The 16,520-nt window shown below is 37.7% G+C and carries 11 protein-coding genes and 1 pseudogene; 7 read left to right on the top strand and 5 right to left on the bottom strand.

What is annotated here, in order from left to right:
* Nucleotides 1-7 precede the first annotated feature (7 nt).
* From malQ to glnS, 4 genes are all read right to left on the bottom strand, one after another.
* A complete protein-coding gene (malQ, locus tag DV417_RS06715; protein WP_192878562.1) occupies nucleotides 8-2,098 on the bottom strand; it encodes a 4-alpha-glucanotransferase in 2,091 nt (696 codons plus the stop codon).
* Between the two features lie 177 nt (nucleotides 2,099-2,275).
* On the bottom strand, nucleotides 2,276-4,120 hold the full coding sequence (locus DV417_RS06710; protein ID WP_118879170.1) for a UDP-glucose:protein N-beta-glucosyltransferase: 1,845 nt from the start codon (nucleotides 4,118-4,120) through the stop codon (nucleotides 2,276-2,278).
* A 143-nt stretch (nucleotides 4,121-4,263) separates the two neighbouring features.
* Nucleotides 4,264-4,695 (bottom strand): YcgN family cysteine cluster protein, encoded by a 432-nt coding sequence (locus DV417_RS06705; RefSeq protein WP_065246917.1) that lies wholly within the window; start codon nucleotides 4,693-4,695, stop codon nucleotides 4,264-4,266.
* Between the two features lie 65 nt (nucleotides 4,696-4,760).
* Nucleotides 4,761-6,434, bottom strand: coding sequence for a glutamine--tRNA ligase (glnS, locus tag DV417_RS06700; protein WP_118879191.1), 1,674 nt, complete (start codon nucleotides 6,432-6,434; stop codon nucleotides 4,761-4,763).
* Nucleotides 6,435-6,655: 221 nt separating this feature from the next.
* On the opposite strand from glnS, the gene DV417_RS06695 reads away from it, so the two are divergent.
* From DV417_RS06695 to DV417_RS06680, 4 genes and pseudogenes are all read left to right on the top strand, one after another.
* Complete coding sequence (locus DV417_RS06695; protein ID WP_118879169.1) at nucleotides 6,656-7,837, top strand: efflux RND transporter periplasmic adaptor subunit; 1,182 nt, start codon at nucleotides 6,656-6,658, stop codon at nucleotides 7,835-7,837.
* An 18-nt stretch (nucleotides 7,838-7,855) separates the two neighbouring features.
* A pseudogene (locus DV417_RS06690) lies at nucleotides 7,856-9,794 on the top strand (MacB family efflux pump subunit).
* 76 nt (nucleotides 9,795-9,870) lie between these two features.
* Nucleotides 9,871-11,238 (top strand): toxin/drug exporter TdeA, encoded by a 1,368-nt coding sequence (gene tdeA, locus DV417_RS06685; protein WP_118879168.1) that lies wholly within the window; start codon nucleotides 9,871-9,873, stop codon nucleotides 11,236-11,238.
* A 90-nt stretch (nucleotides 11,239-11,328) separates the two neighbouring features.
* A complete protein-coding gene (locus DV417_RS06680; RefSeq protein ID WP_118879167.1) occupies nucleotides 11,329-11,958 on the top strand; it encodes a histidine phosphatase family protein in 630 nt (209 codons plus the stop codon).
* 170 nt (nucleotides 11,959-12,128) lie between these two features.
* On the opposite strand, the gene pepT is transcribed toward DV417_RS06680, so the two are convergent.
* Nucleotides 12,129-13,367, bottom strand: a complete 1,239-nt coding sequence (gene pepT / locus DV417_RS06675; RefSeq protein WP_118879166.1) for a peptidase T — start codon at nucleotides 13,365-13,367, stop codon at nucleotides 12,129-12,131.
* Nucleotides 13,368-13,663: 296 nt separating this feature from the next.
* On the opposite strand from pepT, the gene potA reads away from it, so the two are divergent.
* The 3 genes from potA to potC are packed head-to-tail and all read left to right on the top strand — an operon-like array spanning nucleotide 13,664 to nucleotide 16,396.
* On the top strand, nucleotides 13,664-14,782 hold the full coding sequence (potA, locus tag DV417_RS06670; protein ID WP_005645368.1) for a spermidine/putrescine ABC transporter ATP-binding protein PotA: 1,119 nt from the start codon (nucleotides 13,664-13,666) through the stop codon (nucleotides 14,780-14,782).
* Complete coding sequence (gene potB, locus DV417_RS06665; protein ID WP_118879165.1) at nucleotides 14,766-15,626, top strand: spermidine/putrescine ABC transporter permease PotB; 861 nt, start codon at nucleotides 14,766-14,768, stop codon at nucleotides 15,624-15,626. The genes potA and potB overlap by 17 nt, the downstream gene beginning before the upstream one ends.
* The gene (gene potC, locus DV417_RS06660; protein ID WP_005628794.1) at nucleotides 15,626-16,396 is read left to right on the top strand and encodes a spermidine/putrescine ABC transporter permease PotC; all 771 of its coding nucleotides are present in this window, start codon (nucleotides 15,626-15,628) and stop codon (nucleotides 16,394-16,396) included. The genes potB and potC overlap by 1 nt, the downstream gene beginning before the upstream one ends.
* Nucleotides 16,397-16,520: the final 124 nt, after the last annotated feature.

The following is a 16,520-nucleotide window of genomic DNA, read 5'->3' as shown; positions in this document are numbered from 1 at the left end:
TTACTCCTTATACATTTCGCCCTTGGTTAATTTGCACAAAGAACGTTTTTAAAGCTTCATTACTAAAAATAAACTCTAACGGTTGAGAAAGTTTCTTACACCAGTTTGGGTATTCATTTGAGGTGCCCGGCAAATTAAAACTGATTTCTTGGCTAAGTAAATTTTCTAATTGTACACCAATCAATCGGCTGTTACTTTCCGCTAAATAATGATGGATCATTAGGTTTAAATGATCGTGCATCGCCATAGAAAGCGCATCGCCTTCATAATGCGGCGGTAAATAATTATCACGATGTAAACTATTTAATAAGGCTTGTTTATCCATGACGCGTTGATCATATTTTTGCTTGAGCACTTCCCCATTCAGAATACCGAGTTGATTAAATAATTCTAAATCACGGCAATGCCAAAAACTTTGTAATGAGGGAACATCATGCGTGCCAATAGTGGCATAAGCATTTCGAGGATAATCAGATATACGAGGAAATTCGCCATTTTGTTGGGCGAAATACAATACAAAATAAGAGAAAATTTGAAACTCATTTAATTTCCACCGCACTTCATCAGGCACCGTGCCGAGATCTTCACCAATAATCAAACATTCATTGCGGACACTTTCAATGGCAAGAATCGCCATTAATTCATCAAAAGGATAATGTACATAAGCGCCATCAGCCGCGGTTTTTCCTTCTGGAATCCACCACAAACGAAATAAGCCCATAACATGATCGATGCGAAGCACACCAAAATATTGCATATTGGCACGTAGCATATCGATAAATGGTGCAAAGCCACGTGCTTTTAGCACCGTTGGATTATAAGGTGGCAAATTCCAATTTTGCCCGACAGGACCTAACGGATCAGGTGGCGCACCAATAGAGGCATTTACACAATATAAATCAGGATCGCTCCATACATCAGCACTACCACGAGAACTATTCACAGCTAAATCGCCATAAATACCCAACTTCATACCAGATTGTTTACAAAGATTTTGTAATGCGGAAAGCTGTTCTTCCGTAAGCCATTGCAACCAAGCAAAAAATTGGATTTGCTCATGGTGTGTTTTTAATAGGGCTTTTCTTTTTGTCGCATTTAAATGCTGCCATTCCTTACGCCAGCCAAGCCAACCAATAGTATTTTCTTCCGCTTGATGGTCAGCATGTTCTTGTAAATCTAATACATTAAATAAGCCCTGTAACAACAAAGGTTCACCTTTGTTTTTTAAATAATCGGCAAAGATTTTTCGACGTGTCACAATTTCAGCGGATTGACTACGTTGAAAGAAATCAAACAGGGATTCAAGTGCGGTTAATTTTAAAGCCAATATTGAAGAATAATCGATGCAATCACTTTCACGCAAAGCGCCAATTTTTGCTTGAATATCCTCACGCTTAAACCAATTTTGCACAGAACGGCAACGCTTAAACTCTGGTAACTCTGTAATCGCTAAATATAAAAAATTCAACCAACGACGAGAGGATGAACTATAAGGACTGGCCCAGTTTGGCACAGCAGGATATGGCAAATGTAATGGATTAATTCCCACATAATCCGCACCTTGTTTTGCACTTTGTTCGATCAAATAAGCTAAATCACCAAAATCGCCAATGCCCCAGTTTTGTTCTGAGCGTAAACTGTAAAGTTGCACATTCACGCCCCACACTTTTTTATTTTTTAATACGGGTGGTTGAAAAGCTGTTTTAGGAGAAATAAGTAAACGAATGCGGTACTCTTCAGTATCGGAAAAAATAGATAATTTATAATAGCCAAAAGGAAGTGCAGGCAAGGAAAGTGCGGATAAATTTGAAAGTGTTTTTTCTAACAGAATGACATTAGATTCATCAATCAGCTGATAACGATATTCCGCAGATAGTGGCAAATCTAGACGATTGAGTCGATAATCAATCGGTTCATTTTCAAATGCAGCCAGTACATCGTCAAACTGTCCTTTCGCTTTTGGCGGAGGCTGCAAAAGCTCAACAAAAGTTGAAACCGTCTTTTCATCTGCGAAAATAAGATGTCCATCAATATCATAATGAGAAAGAGCGATACCGCATTTTTCTGCTTTTTGTTTGAGAGAATCCGAGATTTGCATAGACACCACATGACAACTGTATAACTCTTGTTAGGGATTATAACCAAGCTGAAAGTGATGACAACCGGCTTTATTTAAAAGTGTGATCTTCGTCAAAATAAAGCCTCTAATCAGTTAAGTAAAATCTAACTTTTAGAGGCTAAATATAAAACTAAATTTTTCGTGAATAAAATCTTATTAAAATTTTAACGCCTTTACTTTTTCTAATAACACTTTACCCATAGTGCTAGGATCACCTTTAAAAAGTGTTTTTAAACCATTGCTTTTTATAATGTGACGACGAAGCTCTAGACGCTCTTTATGATTTTCTGCAAGTCTTACTGCACAATCAATATATTCTTCCACACTTTGTGCAATAAGCCATTCTGGTAAGCCTAAACGTTTGAATAACCCTTCATCAATATGTTCATGCACTTCATCCCCAGTTTTACAAACACCAACTAGACCAAGCGTTACCATATCAATAATTCCATTTGTATTACCAAATGGAAATGGATTCAGCATCATATCACATTGGTGTAAAATACTGAGATACTGATGATAAGGCGCGTGAGCATGAGCCGTTGCACTATCGCCTAAATACTGCTCAATAAACCACTTAACATAAGGATGTGTAATACCGAAAGACTGCCCTAGTGCGAAATGGAAATGAACTTTCACTTTAGCCTTATCACGAATTATTCTCAATGTTTCAAGGAATGTTGGATTCAATTTCATTGTTGTTGCAGCAATACCGATATTTACCACTTCGGGTTCTTCTCTGAACAAGTAATCGACTTTTTCAGGTGCCAATGCTGACGGCACATAAGGCAATGCATCCTTTGGTAAACGGAGTAATGTTTCACTAAAACAGTCTTCTGAGCCTACATAATCATCTTCAACAATCACATATTCAATGAAATCAGAATGAGTTGTTGCTGGATGCCCCAATGCTATTGCTTGAATTGGAGCTAAGCGTGTATTACTTGCAAAAATTGTTGTTAAATCCATACCGATACTTGGCATATAAAAAACAGCTGCGCCATATTCTTCACATTTTCCACGAATAAATTCAAGACGTTGGAACATTGTATCGCCTTCAAGTTGGAAAAACTCATCAAATACCTCGCGTCCAAGCTGATCCACTGCCTCTCCACCAATACCAACCAAATGGAATTTCTTACGTGCAGCAATCATTGATGTAGAATGAGTTCGATAAATAGAATGTGCGGAATGAAAATGCTCCAAAAGCACCACCATAACAGGTTTACGACGACGTTTACCTAATGAAGTTATTTCACGATCTTTCCACCCCTGAGCTAACAAATGTTTACGTATAACCTGATTTAGGGCACGTTTTACATCATGTTTATTTTGAGCAAAATCGTAACTGCAATGCATATACACATCATGAGAAAGACTAGAAGGCAATTTATCTAAATTTTCAAATTCAGCCAACTTTTTAGAAAACCATTGTAAAAGAATCGCTCTTTTATTAAACGAGGTACCAGTGCCAATAAAACGTGGTGATTGCAAAGCAAAGCAAAGAGATGCACAAAGCTCTTTATTTATTTCCCAAAGCGCATCCAAATTAATATTAATATTTGATTCAGATAAATATAGAATACAGAATTTCGCAAAAGAAGAAAAATCAGTATTTAGATGCATATCACCTTTAGGATCAGGGTTTGTATTATAAGTTCTTAAAATATGATCCGCATTCACATAAGGAGAACTCGCAAAAATAAGTGTTAGCCAACGTTGGAAAGCAAGAAAGCCTAATGCACCGTTTTCTGAAAGCTCTAAATTAGGATCCATAAATAAATCTGTTATCGCATTAGCAACTCGGGTACAAAAATATTGGATGCTTTTTTCTGGTAAATTAGAAAGTTGTTCTGGCGCATCGAATTCAATTCCCTCAATCCCACCAAAATTGTCATCAATTTTCCGTAAAATATTCAAAAGTTCTTGGCAAGCACCTTCATAATCTTTATTCGAAATTTCTTTTTCTAAGCGGTTAACGCTGGGTTGTAGTATTGTCATAATTCCTTCTCTAACCAATTGAATATTTTAAATAAAGACACCTTTAAAAGCGAATAATATGCTATAGAATATTATCGTACTCTAGTATTAATGGCGAAAAATTATAAATAATTATAAAAATAACACCAGTTTTTTATAAAAACTTAAATCACAAACTCAAACCAATCAATCACATCGCGTTCGTGAATACCGTTTTTAATCAAAATATCCGCATTTTTTACAGAATGGGGAGAGCCAGAAATAAGCGGATGCCATTCAGGGAGCGTTTTTCCTTCATAAAGTAAACGATAGGCACAAGTATCAGGCAACCAATGAAAATCAGGTAAATTCTTTTTAGTGAGTTTGGTACAGTCAGTTTCAATTTTAAAACGCTCTGAATAATTACCGCACTTTCCTGTTTCCACATCTAAAAGGTTACAAGCAATTCGAGTGTAATAAAGTTTTTGGCGTTTACCTCGCCCTTGAATATATTTGCGATAACAGCATTTGCCGCAGCCATCACATAAGGCTTCCCATTCAGATTCCGTCATTTCAAGCAGGGATTTTGTTTGCCAAAAATTAGGTTCAAGTTGCATAGTTGATACAAATAAAAAGTGCGGTCAAAATCGCATTTATTTTGACCGCACTTGGTTGATTAAAATTAGAAGCCTTCTTTTAAGCTTACTGTTAAGTTAAATACCAAATGTTCAGGACGGCTATCTTTACTATCCGCACAGAAATAACCTTCGCGTTCAAATTGGTAACCTTTTTCTGGTTCCGCATTTACGAGGCTTTGTTCTACAAAACCGTGTTTTACCACTAAAGAGGTTGGATTTAACACGCTTTCAATATCATCTTCAGCACCTGGATTTGGCACGGTAAATAAGCGATCATACAAACGGAATTCAGCTGAGTGATTATGTACAGCAGATACCCAGTGAATAACACCTTTGACTTTACGTCCATCCGCTGGATTTTTACCTAAAGTTTCAGGATCATAAGTACAGAAAATCGTAGTAATTTCACCATTTGCATCTTTTTCCACGCGTTCAGCTTTAATCACATAAGCGTTACGTAAACGTACTTCTTTACCTAATACTAAGCGTTTGTATTGTTTGTTTGCTTCTTCACGGAAGTCTGCGCGATCAATATAAAGCTCTTTCGTAAACGGTAGTTGACGCTCCCCTAATTCAGGACGATTAGGGTGATTTGGTGCCGTTAAGGTTTCTTCCCCTTCAAAGTTTTCAATCACAACACGAACAGGATAAATCACCGCCATTGCGCGAGGTGCGTTTTCGTTTAAATCTTCACGAATACAAGCTTCAAGTGCAGAATACTCTACGACATTATCTTGTTTAGTCACACCGATACGACGGCAGAATTCACGTAACGAAGCCGGTGTATAACCGCGACGACGTAAACCTGAAATCGTTGGCATACGCGGATCGTTCCAACCATCCACAATGCCGTCATTTACTAATTTCAATAATTTACGTTTAGACGTTAACGTGCCTTCTAAATTTAAACGTGAGAATTCATATTGATGTGGTAATGGGCGCTCAATACTGATATTTTCCAACACCCAGTCATATAAACGACGGTTATCCTGGAATTCTAATGTGCAGATAGAATGAGTAATACGCTCGATTGCATCAGAAATACAGTGAGTGAAATCGTACATTGGATAAATGCACCATTTATCACCGGTTTGGTGATGGCTTGCAAATTTAATACGATAAATCACCGGATCACGCATGACCATAAATGGCGATGCCATATCAATTTTTGCACGTAAACTTGCTTTCCCCTCTGCAAACTCGCCGTTCTTCATTTTTTCAAATAAAGCTAAGTTTTCTTCAATAGTGCGGTCACGATATGGGCTGTTTTTACCTGGCTCAGTTAATGTACCGCGATATTCACGCATTTCTTCTGGAGAAAGCTCATCCACATAGGCCAAGCCTTTTTTGATTAATTCAATCGCATAACCATAAAGTGCATCGAAGTAATCTGACGCATAACGCGGTTCACCTTCCCATTTGAAACCTAACCATTCCACGTCAGCTTTGATGGAATCTACATATTCCACGTCTTCTTTTACGGGGTTAGTATCGTCAAAACGTAGGTTACATAAACCTTGATATTCTTTTGCTAAGCCAAAGTTTAAGCAAATAGATTTCGCATGACCGATATGTAAATAGCCGTTCGGCTCAGGCGGAAAACGGGTATGAACGCTTTTATGTTTACCCGAAGCTAAATCTTCATCAATAATTTGAGTAATGAAGTTATGTGTGCGGGTATTTTCCGCATTTTCTAGAGTGTGTTCTGTATTGCTCATAAATTTCTCAATAAATTGAAAATAATTGCGCCATTCTATACGAAAAGTCTGACGTTGTGAATTTGATCCCAAAACTAACCGCACTTTCATTAAATTAATACTGAATTTTTTAAGATTTTTAGGTCTAACTTGAAGATTTTTCGTGCAAACTGAAAAGTTTACCTTTAGAATAAACCTTTACTGAACAAACGTTCATTTTTATTTAGGATAACAAAGTCTTTATGAAAAAACGCTTTTTTATTTTACTCGGATTACTCGTCGCTGCTGGTGCAGCTTATTATTTTTTATCCAACAATAGCAAACAAGAAACTACTTATCTTACTGAATCGGTTACACGTGGCAATGTGGAAAAAACAGTTGTCGCTTCTGGCTCAGTTGAAAGCGTGAATGAAGTTGATGTTGGTGCTCAAGCTTCGGGTAAAATCACTAAACTCTATGTCAAATTAGGGCAAGAAATCAAAAAAGGCGAAATGATCGCAGATATTGATTCCACCACACAAATTAATACCTTAAATACCAAAAAGGCGGCATTAGTCAGCTATCAAGCACAATTAAAAGCGAAGAAAACCGCTAATGATGTTGCCCTTTCAAGCTATAACCGCTTATCAAAACTTTATACGCAAAAAGCAACGTCTTTAGATAGTGTGAATGCGGCGAAAAGCACTCTTGATAATGCGAAAGCGGAAATGGAAGCCATTGAAGCCAATATCAAACAAGCTGAAATTGAAGTGAATACAGCAGAAACCAATGTGGGTTACACCAAAATCACCGCCCCAATGGACGGTACCGTTATTGCTGTGCCTGTTTCAGAAGGTCAAACCGTTAATGCCAACCAAACGACGCCAACAATTGTAACCATTGCCGATTTAAGCAAAATGAAAATTAAACCTGAAATTTCAGAAGGCGACATTACTAAAGTGAAAGCCGGTCAAGAAGTGAGTTTTACTATTTTATCGGATAGCCAAACCCTGTATCACTCTGTCATTGATTCTGTTGATCCTGCCAATACCACGACAAGTGATAGTTCTTCAACATCATCTTCGACAAGTTCAAGTAGCAGCTCAATGACCAGTGCAATCTACTATTACGCCAATGTTTTGATTGATAACCCTGATCGTACTTTACGCATCGGAATGACGACAGAAAACAACATCAAAATTGCCAACGCGAAAGATGTGTTATTAGTTTCCAATATGGCTATTAAAAAACGTGATGGCAAAAGCTTTGTAAATGTATTGAATGATAAAAATCAACCTGAACCGCGTGAAGTTGAAACCGGTGTTCAAAATGATTTCAAAACTGAAATCAAATCGGGTTTAAACGAAGGTGAAAAAGTCATTGTGTCGCAAGTCGCGAATGGTGAACAAGTTGGCTCTATGCCTCGTGGTCCAAGAATGTTCTAAAAGTGCGGTAGAAAATTAATGAATATTATTGAAATTAAGGATCTCAATCGTTACTTCGGTGAAGGCGAAAATCGTGTTCATATTTTAAAGAATGTCTCTTTAAATATTGAAAAAGGCGATTTCGTCGCGATTATTGGGCAATCCGGTTCGGGTAAATCAACCTTGATGAATATCATCGGATGCTTGGATACGGCAACCAGTGGCTCTTACAAAATCAATGGCAAAGAAACCATTGAATTAAGCAAAGATCAGCTGTCAGATTTACGTAGCCAAAAATTCGGCTTTATTTTCCAACGCTATAATTTATTGTCGAGCTTGACCGCAGCAGAAAACGTCGCCTTGCCTGCAATTTATGCGGGGATGTCGCAAGAAAAACGTCTTTCTCGTGCGAAACAACTTTTAGAAAAATTAGATTTAAGATTTAGGCGATAAATGGCAAAATAAACCAAGCCAGCTTTCTGGTGGTCAGCAACAACGTGTGAGTATTGCGCGTGCGTTGATGAATGGCGGTGAAATTATTTTAGCCGATGAACCCACTGGTGCATTGGATTCACAAAGCGGTCAAAATGTGATGGAAATTCTGCGTCAATTACACGCAGAAGGCCACACTATTATTATGGTAACCCATGACCGAGAAATTGCCGCTAGTGCGAATCGCGTGATTGAAATTAAAGATGGCGAAATCATTGGCGATACGCAAAAAGAAGCGGTAAAAAGTGCGGTCGAAAATCCAACCAAATCTAAACCGCACTTTGGGTTCAGCAAAGATCAATTTGTTGAAGCCTTTCGTATGTCGGTGAGTGCGATTATTGCCCACAAAATGCGTTCTCTTTTAACCATGCTCGGGATTATTATCGGGATTACATCTGTGGTTTCCGTTGTGGCATTGGGAAACGGTTCACAACAAAAAATCTTGGAAAACATTAAAGGCATTGGTACAAGTACCATGACCATCTTTAATGGCACCGGCTTTGGTGATCGTCGTGCTGAACAAATGCAAAATCTCACAATTAATGATGCCACGGCCTTAAACCAACAAAGCTATGTACAAAGCGTCACGCCAAATAGCTCATCAAGTGGCACATTAATTTATGGTAACCAGACTTTCTCCTCGACCAGTTTAAAAGGTGTAGGCGAACAATATTTTGATGTAGATGGATTAAAACTAAAATCTGGTAATTTATTTTCTGCTCAAGATGTTGCTGATAATAATCAAGTAGCCTTAATCGATGAAAGTGCGAAAAAGTCGATTTTCCCAGATGAAAATCCTATCGGCAAAATTGTAATGTTTAATAAACGTCCATTACGCATTATTGGCGTAGTATCTGATAAACAAATGGGCGGAGCAAGTAGTTCACTTAATCTCTATGCCCCTTATACCACCGTGATGAATCGTATTTCGGGCAGTAAAAAAATTGGCTCGATTACCGTAAAAGTAGATGATTCCGTGAATACGACTGTCGCTGAAAAAGGAATTACTGAATTGCTCGCCATGCGTCATGGAAAAAAAGATTTCTTCATCATGAATAGCGACACCATTAAACAAACTATTGAAAGCACAACTGGCACGATGAAATTGCTCATTTCTTCTATCGCCTTTATTTCATTAATCGTGGGGGGGATTGGTGTAATGAATATTATGTTGGTTTCCGTAACAGAACGAACCAAGGAAATTGGTGTGCGCATGGCTATTGGCGCAAGACAATTTAATATTCTGCAACAATTTTTGATTGAAGCTGTGTTGATTTGTTTAATTGGCGGCGTGACGGGGATTCTGCTTTCGGGCTTAATCGGTCTGCTATTTAACGTATTTATGACTGACTTTACGATGACATTCTCAACTGTATCAATTGTTGCAGCTGTAATCTTCTCTACCCTGATTGGTGTGATCTTCGGTTATATGCCAGCAAAACGTGCGGCACAATTAGATCCAATTACAGCGCTTGCTCGAGAATAAAGAAATTTTGTAAAACACAAAAGTGCGGTTAAAATCATCCGCACTTTCCACTCATTTTCGTAAGAAGGAAAACTCAATGTTTAAAATGAAAAATATCACGCTTGCTTTGTTGATGTCTGGTGCATTGGTGGGATGTGCCAATATTGGCGATTCTTATCAAGCAAGCCTTGAAGATTACAAGCAATATGAAGAAATTACCAAGCAATATAATGTAAAAGAAAATTGGTGGTCATTGTATAACGATGCGCAATTAAATCGCCTAGTAGAACAAGCGTTAATAAACAACAAAGATTTAGCTAAAGCAGCTGTGGCAGTAAACCGTGCGCTTTATAGTGCAAATTTAGTGGGTGCAAATTTAGTGCCTGCATTTAATGGTTCAACTTCATCTGCGGCACAACGTCGAGTTGACACAAGTGCAAACTCTGCCATTTCACACAAAGGTTCTTTAAATGTGAGCTATACATTGGATCTTTGGCAACGTTTAGCCAATGCCGCTGATGCTGCGGAATGGTCGCACAAAGCAACCGCTGAAGACATGGAATCTGCTCGTTTATCATTAATCAATTCTGTGGTAACAACTTATTATCAAATTGCTTATTTAAATGATGCAATTAGCACAACCAACGAAACGATCAAATATTACACTGACATTGGTAATATTATGCAAACGCGTTTAGCACAAGGTGTAGCTGACGCGGTCAGTGTTGATCAAGCACAACAAGCAGTATTAACGGCGCGTAATAACAAATTAAATTTTGAAACCCAACGCAAAACAGCAGAACAAACGCTACGTAATCTTCTTAACCTAAAACCAAGTGATGCGTTAAATATCACATTCCCTCATATTATGAATGTGAAAACAGCTGGGGTGAACTTAAATGTACCAGTCTCTGTGATTGCAAATCGTCCAGATGTAAAAGCAGCGCAATTCCGTTTAAGTAGTGCATTCAAAAATGCGAAAGCAACTCAAAAAAGCTGGTTCCCAGAGGTTAATTTAGGTGGAAGTCTATCTTCAACAGCAAGTACTGTTGGCACGGCGTTACACAATCCTGTGGCTGCTGGCACAGTAGGAATTAGCCTACCGTTCTTAAATTGGAATACCGTAAAATGGAACGTTAAAATTTCTGAAGCTGACTATGAAACCGCGCGTTTAAATTACGAACAACGCATTACCACAGCTCTCAATAATGTGGATACCAACTACTTTGCCTTTAACCAAGCGCAAAGCACATTAAGTAATTTACAGCAAACCCATAGTTACAATCAGCGTATCACGCAATATTATCGAAATCGCTATAATGCGGGCGTATCCGAATTGCGCGAATGGTTAGTTGCAGCCAATACTGAAAAATCATCACAACTTGCAATTTTGAATGCAAAATATCAAGTGTTGCAAAGTGAAAATGCGGTATATAGCTCAATGGCGGGATATTACTCTCGTTAATAAAACCAAACATAGGGCGTTTTTAAGCGCCCTTTTTAATATTACATTCCTCACTTAGGGTATAAACCTTACCAATAAAAATTCCTAAAAATGAAAAAACAACTGACTTTTTATTTTATTCGTCATGGCCGCACTATTTGGAACGAACAAGGATTAATGCAAGGCAGTGGAGATTCTCCATTAACAGAAGAAGGTATTCAAAGTGCGGTAAAAACAGGGCAAGCTTTACAAAATGTCGATTTTATTGCGGCCTATTCGAGCTGTTTACAACGTACCATTGACACAGCCAATTATATTATTGGCGATCGAGACATTCCCTTATTCCAACATTGTGGATTAAATGAACATTATTTTGGTAGTTGGGAAGGAACAAGTGTAGAACTGATCCGACCTTTGCCAGAATTCCAACAAATGATTAATGATCCTGCAAACTATAAAGCTGAATCGAATGGTGGAGAAACTTATGAACAACTAGCAAAACGAGCTATCGCAGCAGTACAAGACATCATTAAGATTCATCAAAAAGGGAATATTTTAGTGGTATCGCATGGCCATACTTTGCGTCTATTAATTGCTTTACTCAATGGCGCAACTTGGCAAAATCACCGAGATAAAGACAAATCAGTATCTTTATTAAATACTGCTATTAGCATCATGTATTATGACAGTGAAAAAGGCTTTAGCCTTGAAAAACTAAATGACACAACGCATTTACAATAGATAAAAAAAAAGCCCCTAAATCATTAGGGGCATCAAAAAGGAATTTATGAATAAAATCTCTAAAGTTTAGCTTTATCAAAGGAATCTCGATAAAACAGGGTCATTATATTGACTAATCTAAAGAATAGCAAGAAAAATCTTTACATTTCTTTACAAATCTTTACGTTTCTTTACATATCTTTATATTTCAGCATTTCGATAATTACTTGAACCGTCTTTTCCATGCCTTGTAAAGAAACCAACTCGTGTTTACTATGGAAATTATAGCCACCAGTAAAAATATTCGGGCATGCTAAACCTTTAGATGCTAAAAATGCCCCATCCGTACCGCCTCGAATCGGCTTATGACTTGGTTTAACCCCTACTGCTTTCATTGCGCGATCAGCAAGTTCAATTGATTGAGGAACATTTTTTACCACATCATACATATTTTGGTAGCTATCTTGAATTTCTAACTCAATAGGCTTTTTCAAACCTTTCTTAGCATTAAATTTTTCCACCTGACTTTTAATAAAGGCTTTTCTGTGTGCAAAATTCTGCTCATCAAAATCACGAATCAAATAAGTTAGCTCTACTTGCTCAATATCGCCAGAAAAATCTTCTAAATGATAAAAGCCCGCTTTCCCATCTGTTTTTTCTGGTACTTCATCAACTGGAAAAACTTGCTGGAACTCGCAAGCTAAAGTCAGTGCATTCACCATTTTTCCTTTTGCGTAACCAGGATGAATACTACGCCCGAAAAACCGCACTTTTACCGTTGCCGCATTAAAGTTTTCGTATTCTAATTCCCCTACTTCGCCACCATCAATGGTATATGCCCAATCACAGGAAAACTTTTCCATTGGGAAATAATGGATTCCCAAACCAATTTCTTCATCAGGCGTAAAAGCAACACGAATATTGCAATGAGGAATATTCTCTTTCTGAAGAATGGAAAGTGCGGTCATAATTTCTGCAATTCCCGCTTTATTATCCGCCCCAAGCAAAGTGGTTCCATCGGCAACAATCAGAGTCTGCCCGACCAATTTTTGCATAAAAGAATAATAAACAGGACTAATAAACTCCTCGCCAATACCTAATGCAATATCTCCGCCACGATATTGCTCTATCACTTCGGCACGTACATTTTTACCACTACATTGCGGAGATGTATCAAGATGCGCAATTAAACCAATGGTTTTCGTCAAGTTAGGATCATTAGCGGGTAAAAATGCTGTCACAACCGCGTATTTACTTACTTCAACATTCTCTAAACCAAGTTGGATGAGCTCTTTTTGCAACTGCATGGCTAACTTCATTTGCCCGACAGAGCTGGGGGAATGCTTCGCATTAGGTTTTGATTGGGTGTCAAAAGACACATAATGTAAAAATCGTTCTAAAAGTTCTGTTTTATCTATTTGAGAAATCATATTCTCACTCCTTTTAAAAATATCTTTTTTAGTTTAACGAGAAAAATAGAAAACATCTTGATATATAACAATATTTATAAAATTAACGAAGTAAAATTCATCTAAAGTGCGGTTAAATTTCTTGTTATTTTTATGAACGACAGTTTTTTTACTTTCTAAGGCATTAAGTCCTTTTAATTATTAATAATTCACTATATCATAGGCGTCTATTTTTATATGTCGCCCCTGCAGTCTTGCAGGTTTTATTTCTACTCAGTACCAAATCATTGGTGAAATTAGGGAGAAAACCAAAGCTAGTGGAAAATCAGCTTCAAAACAAGCCTATTATTGAGCTTCGTTCAATCAAAAAATCCTATGGTTCTAACACCATTATTAACGATTTCAATCTTACAATTAATAATGGTGAATTTGTCACTATTCTCGGCCCTTCAGGCTGTGGTAAAACCACAGTTTTACGCTTACTTGCAGGCTTAGAAGAATTGGATTCAGGTAGCATTATTTTAGATGGTGAAGATATCACCAATGTGCCAGCGGAAAAACGTCATATTAATACAGTATTCCAAAGCTATGCGCTATTTCCACATATGACAATTTTTGAGAACGTGGCTTTTGGTTTGCGTATGCAAAAAGTACCAAACGACGAAATTAAACCGCGTGTTTTAGAAGCCTTGCGTATGGTACAGCTGGAAGAAATGGCAGATCGTAAGCCAACTCAACTTTCTGGCGGACAACAGCAACGTATTGCCATCGCTCGCGCCGTAGTAAATAAACCAAAAGTATTGCTACTTGATGAGTCTTTATCTGCATTGGATTACAAATTGCGTAAACAAATGCAAAATGAACTCAAAATGTTACAACGTCAGCTTGGCATTACCTTTATTTTCGTCACCCACGATCAAGAAGAAGCAATTACAATGTCTGATCGTATCGTGTTATTACGTAAAGGTAAAATCGCCCAAGATGGTTCTCCACGTGAAATCTATGAAGATCCAGCGAACTTATTCGTTGCTCGTTTCATTGGTGAAATTAACGTATTTGAAGCAACGGTGATTGAACGTAAATCAGAACAAGTTGTACTCGCGAATGTGGAAGGTCGAGTTTGTGATATTTACACAGACATGCCTGTTGAGAAAGATCAAAAACTTCAAGTACTCCTTCGCCCTGAAGATATTGTGATTGAAGAATTAGATGAAAATGAACATTCTAAAGCGATTATCGGCCACATTGTTGACCGCACTTACAAAGGAATGACATTAGAATCAACAGTAGAATTTGATCATAATGGCATGCGTGTACTTGTAAGTGAATTCTTTAACGAAGACGACCCACATATGGATCATAGCGTAGGTCAACGCGTAGGCATCACATGGCATGAAGGCTGGGAGGTTGTTCTCAACGATGAAGATAATCAATAATAAATTCCAGAAAATTACTGTTGCGATTATCTTCAGTTGGCTCATCTTCTTTGTGTTGATTCCAAACTTATTGGTATTCGCCGTAAGTTTTCTGACTAGAGACGGTAGCGACTTTTACGCTTTCCCAATCACCATTGAAAACTACACAAACTTGTTTAATCCGCTTTATGCACAAGTTGTGTGGAATTCGTTGTATATGTCGGGCATAGCTACCATTATTTGCTTATTAGTTGGCTATCCATTTGCTTTCATGATGAGCAAAATTAATCCTAAATATCGACCGCTCTTATTATTCCTTGTGGTTTTACCATTCTGGACAAACTCGTTGATCCGTATTTATGGAATGAAAGTGTTTCTTGGTGTGAAAGGTGTGCTTAATACAATGTTGATGGACATTGGAATTTTAAGTGACCCCATTCGCATTTTGAATACAGAAATTGCGGTAATCATTGGCTTAGTTTATTTACTATTGCCATTTATGATTTTGCCACTCTACTCTGCGATTGAGAAATTAGACGGTCGTTTATTAGAGGCTGCAAGAGATTTAGGTGCAAATGCATTCCAACGTTTCTTCCGTGTTATTTTACCACTAACCATGCCAGGCATCATCGCAGGGTGTTTATTAGTATTATTACCGGCAATGGGTATGTTCTATGTTGCAGACTTACTTGGTGGCGCAAAAGTATTGCTTGTTGGTAACGTAATTAAGAGCGAATTCTTAATTTCTCGTAACTGGCCATTTGGTTCTGCAATCAGTATTGGTTTAACTGTTCTAATGGCATTGTTGATTTTCGTGTACTACCGCGCGAATAAACTATTGAATAAGAAAGTGGAGTTAGAATAATGAGTCGTTTACTACGTAATGCATTTATGTTTGTGGTATACGCTTATTTGTATATCCCAATTATCATTTTGGTCACCAATTCCTTTAACGAAGATCGTTATGGTTTAAGTTGGAAAGGCTTTAGCTGGAACTGGTACGAGCGTTTATTTAATAACGACACCTTAATACAAGCAGCGATTCATTCGGTAACTATTGCATTTTTTGCAGCTACACTAGCTACTATTGTGGGTGGATTAACTGCAATCGCACTTTACCGCTATCGATTCCGCGGTAAACAAGCGGTAAGTGGCATGTTATTTATCGTCATGATGTCACCAGATATTGTAATGGCAGTATCTTTACTCGCGTTATTTATGGTTGTCGGTATTTCATTAGGTTTCTGGTCTTTATTACTGGCCCATGTAACCTTCTGTTTACCGTATGTGACCGTAACTATCTTCTCTCGCTTAAATGGCTTTGATTCCAGAATGTTAGAAGCGGCGAAAGACTTAGGCGCAAGCGAAGTGACTATTTTACGTAAAATTATCCTTCCTTTGGCATTACCTGCAGTTGTATCTGGTTGGTTATTAAGTTTCACTATTTCATTAGATGATGTTGTAGTTTCATCATTCGTCAGTGGCGTAAGTTATGAAATCTTACCATTGAGAATATTCTCTTTAGTGAAAACCGGTGTAACACCTGAAGTTAATGCTCTAGCAACAATTATGATCGTGCTTTCACTGGCTCTTGTCGTTTTAAGCCAGCTAATTACACGAAAAAATAACCATTAATAAACAAAAGGTTTCACAAACCTTTGAATTTAAAATAGAATACGCCTTGACGCACAATCAAGGCGTTTTTTTATGCCTGTCATTTGACAGGTGGTTTTTTACGACTCTTTACGGAGAACAAACA

The organism is Haemophilus haemolyticus, from assembly GCF_003490935.1.
Lineage (GTDB): Bacteria > Pseudomonadota > Gammaproteobacteria > Enterobacterales > Pasteurellaceae > Haemophilus > Haemophilus haemolyticus_M.
Note: the sequence above shows the minus strand (reverse complement) of the source record. Positions and strands in the feature narration are given on the sequence as shown.

Coding starts and splice junctions, on each gene's coding strand:
- malQ (WP_192878562.1), bottom strand. CDS start 2,098: ATGCAAATCTCGGATTCTCTCAAACAAAAAGCAGAAAAATGCGGTATC.
- DV417_RS06710 (WP_118879170.1), bottom strand. CDS start 4,120: ATGACAATACTACAACCCAGCGTTAACCGCTTAGAAAAAGAAATTTCG.
- DV417_RS06705 (WP_065246917.1), bottom strand. CDS start 4,695: ATGCAACTTGAACCTAATTTTTGGCAAACAAAATCCCTGCTTGAAATG.
- glnS (WP_118879191.1), bottom strand. CDS start 6,434: ATGAGCAATACAGAACACACTCTAGAAAATGCGGAAAATACCCGCACA.
- DV417_RS06695 (WP_118879169.1), top strand. CDS start 6,656: ATGAAAAAACGCTTTTTTATTTTACTCGGATTACTCGTCGCTGCTGGT.
- tdeA (WP_118879168.1), top strand. CDS start 9,871: ATGTTTAAAATGAAAAATATCACGCTTGCTTTGTTGATGTCTGGTGCA.
- DV417_RS06680 (WP_118879167.1), top strand. CDS start 11,329: ATGAAAAAACAACTGACTTTTTATTTTATTCGTCATGGCCGCACTATT.
- pepT (WP_118879166.1), bottom strand. CDS start 13,367: ATGATTTCTCAAATAGATAAAACAGAACTTTTAGAACGATTTTTACAT.
- potB (WP_118879165.1), top strand. CDS start 14,766: ATGAAGATAATCAATAATAAATTCCAGAAAATTACTGTTGCGATTATC.
- potC (WP_005628794.1), top strand. CDS start 15,626: ATGAGTCGTTTACTACGTAATGCATTTATGTTTGTGGTATACGCTTAT.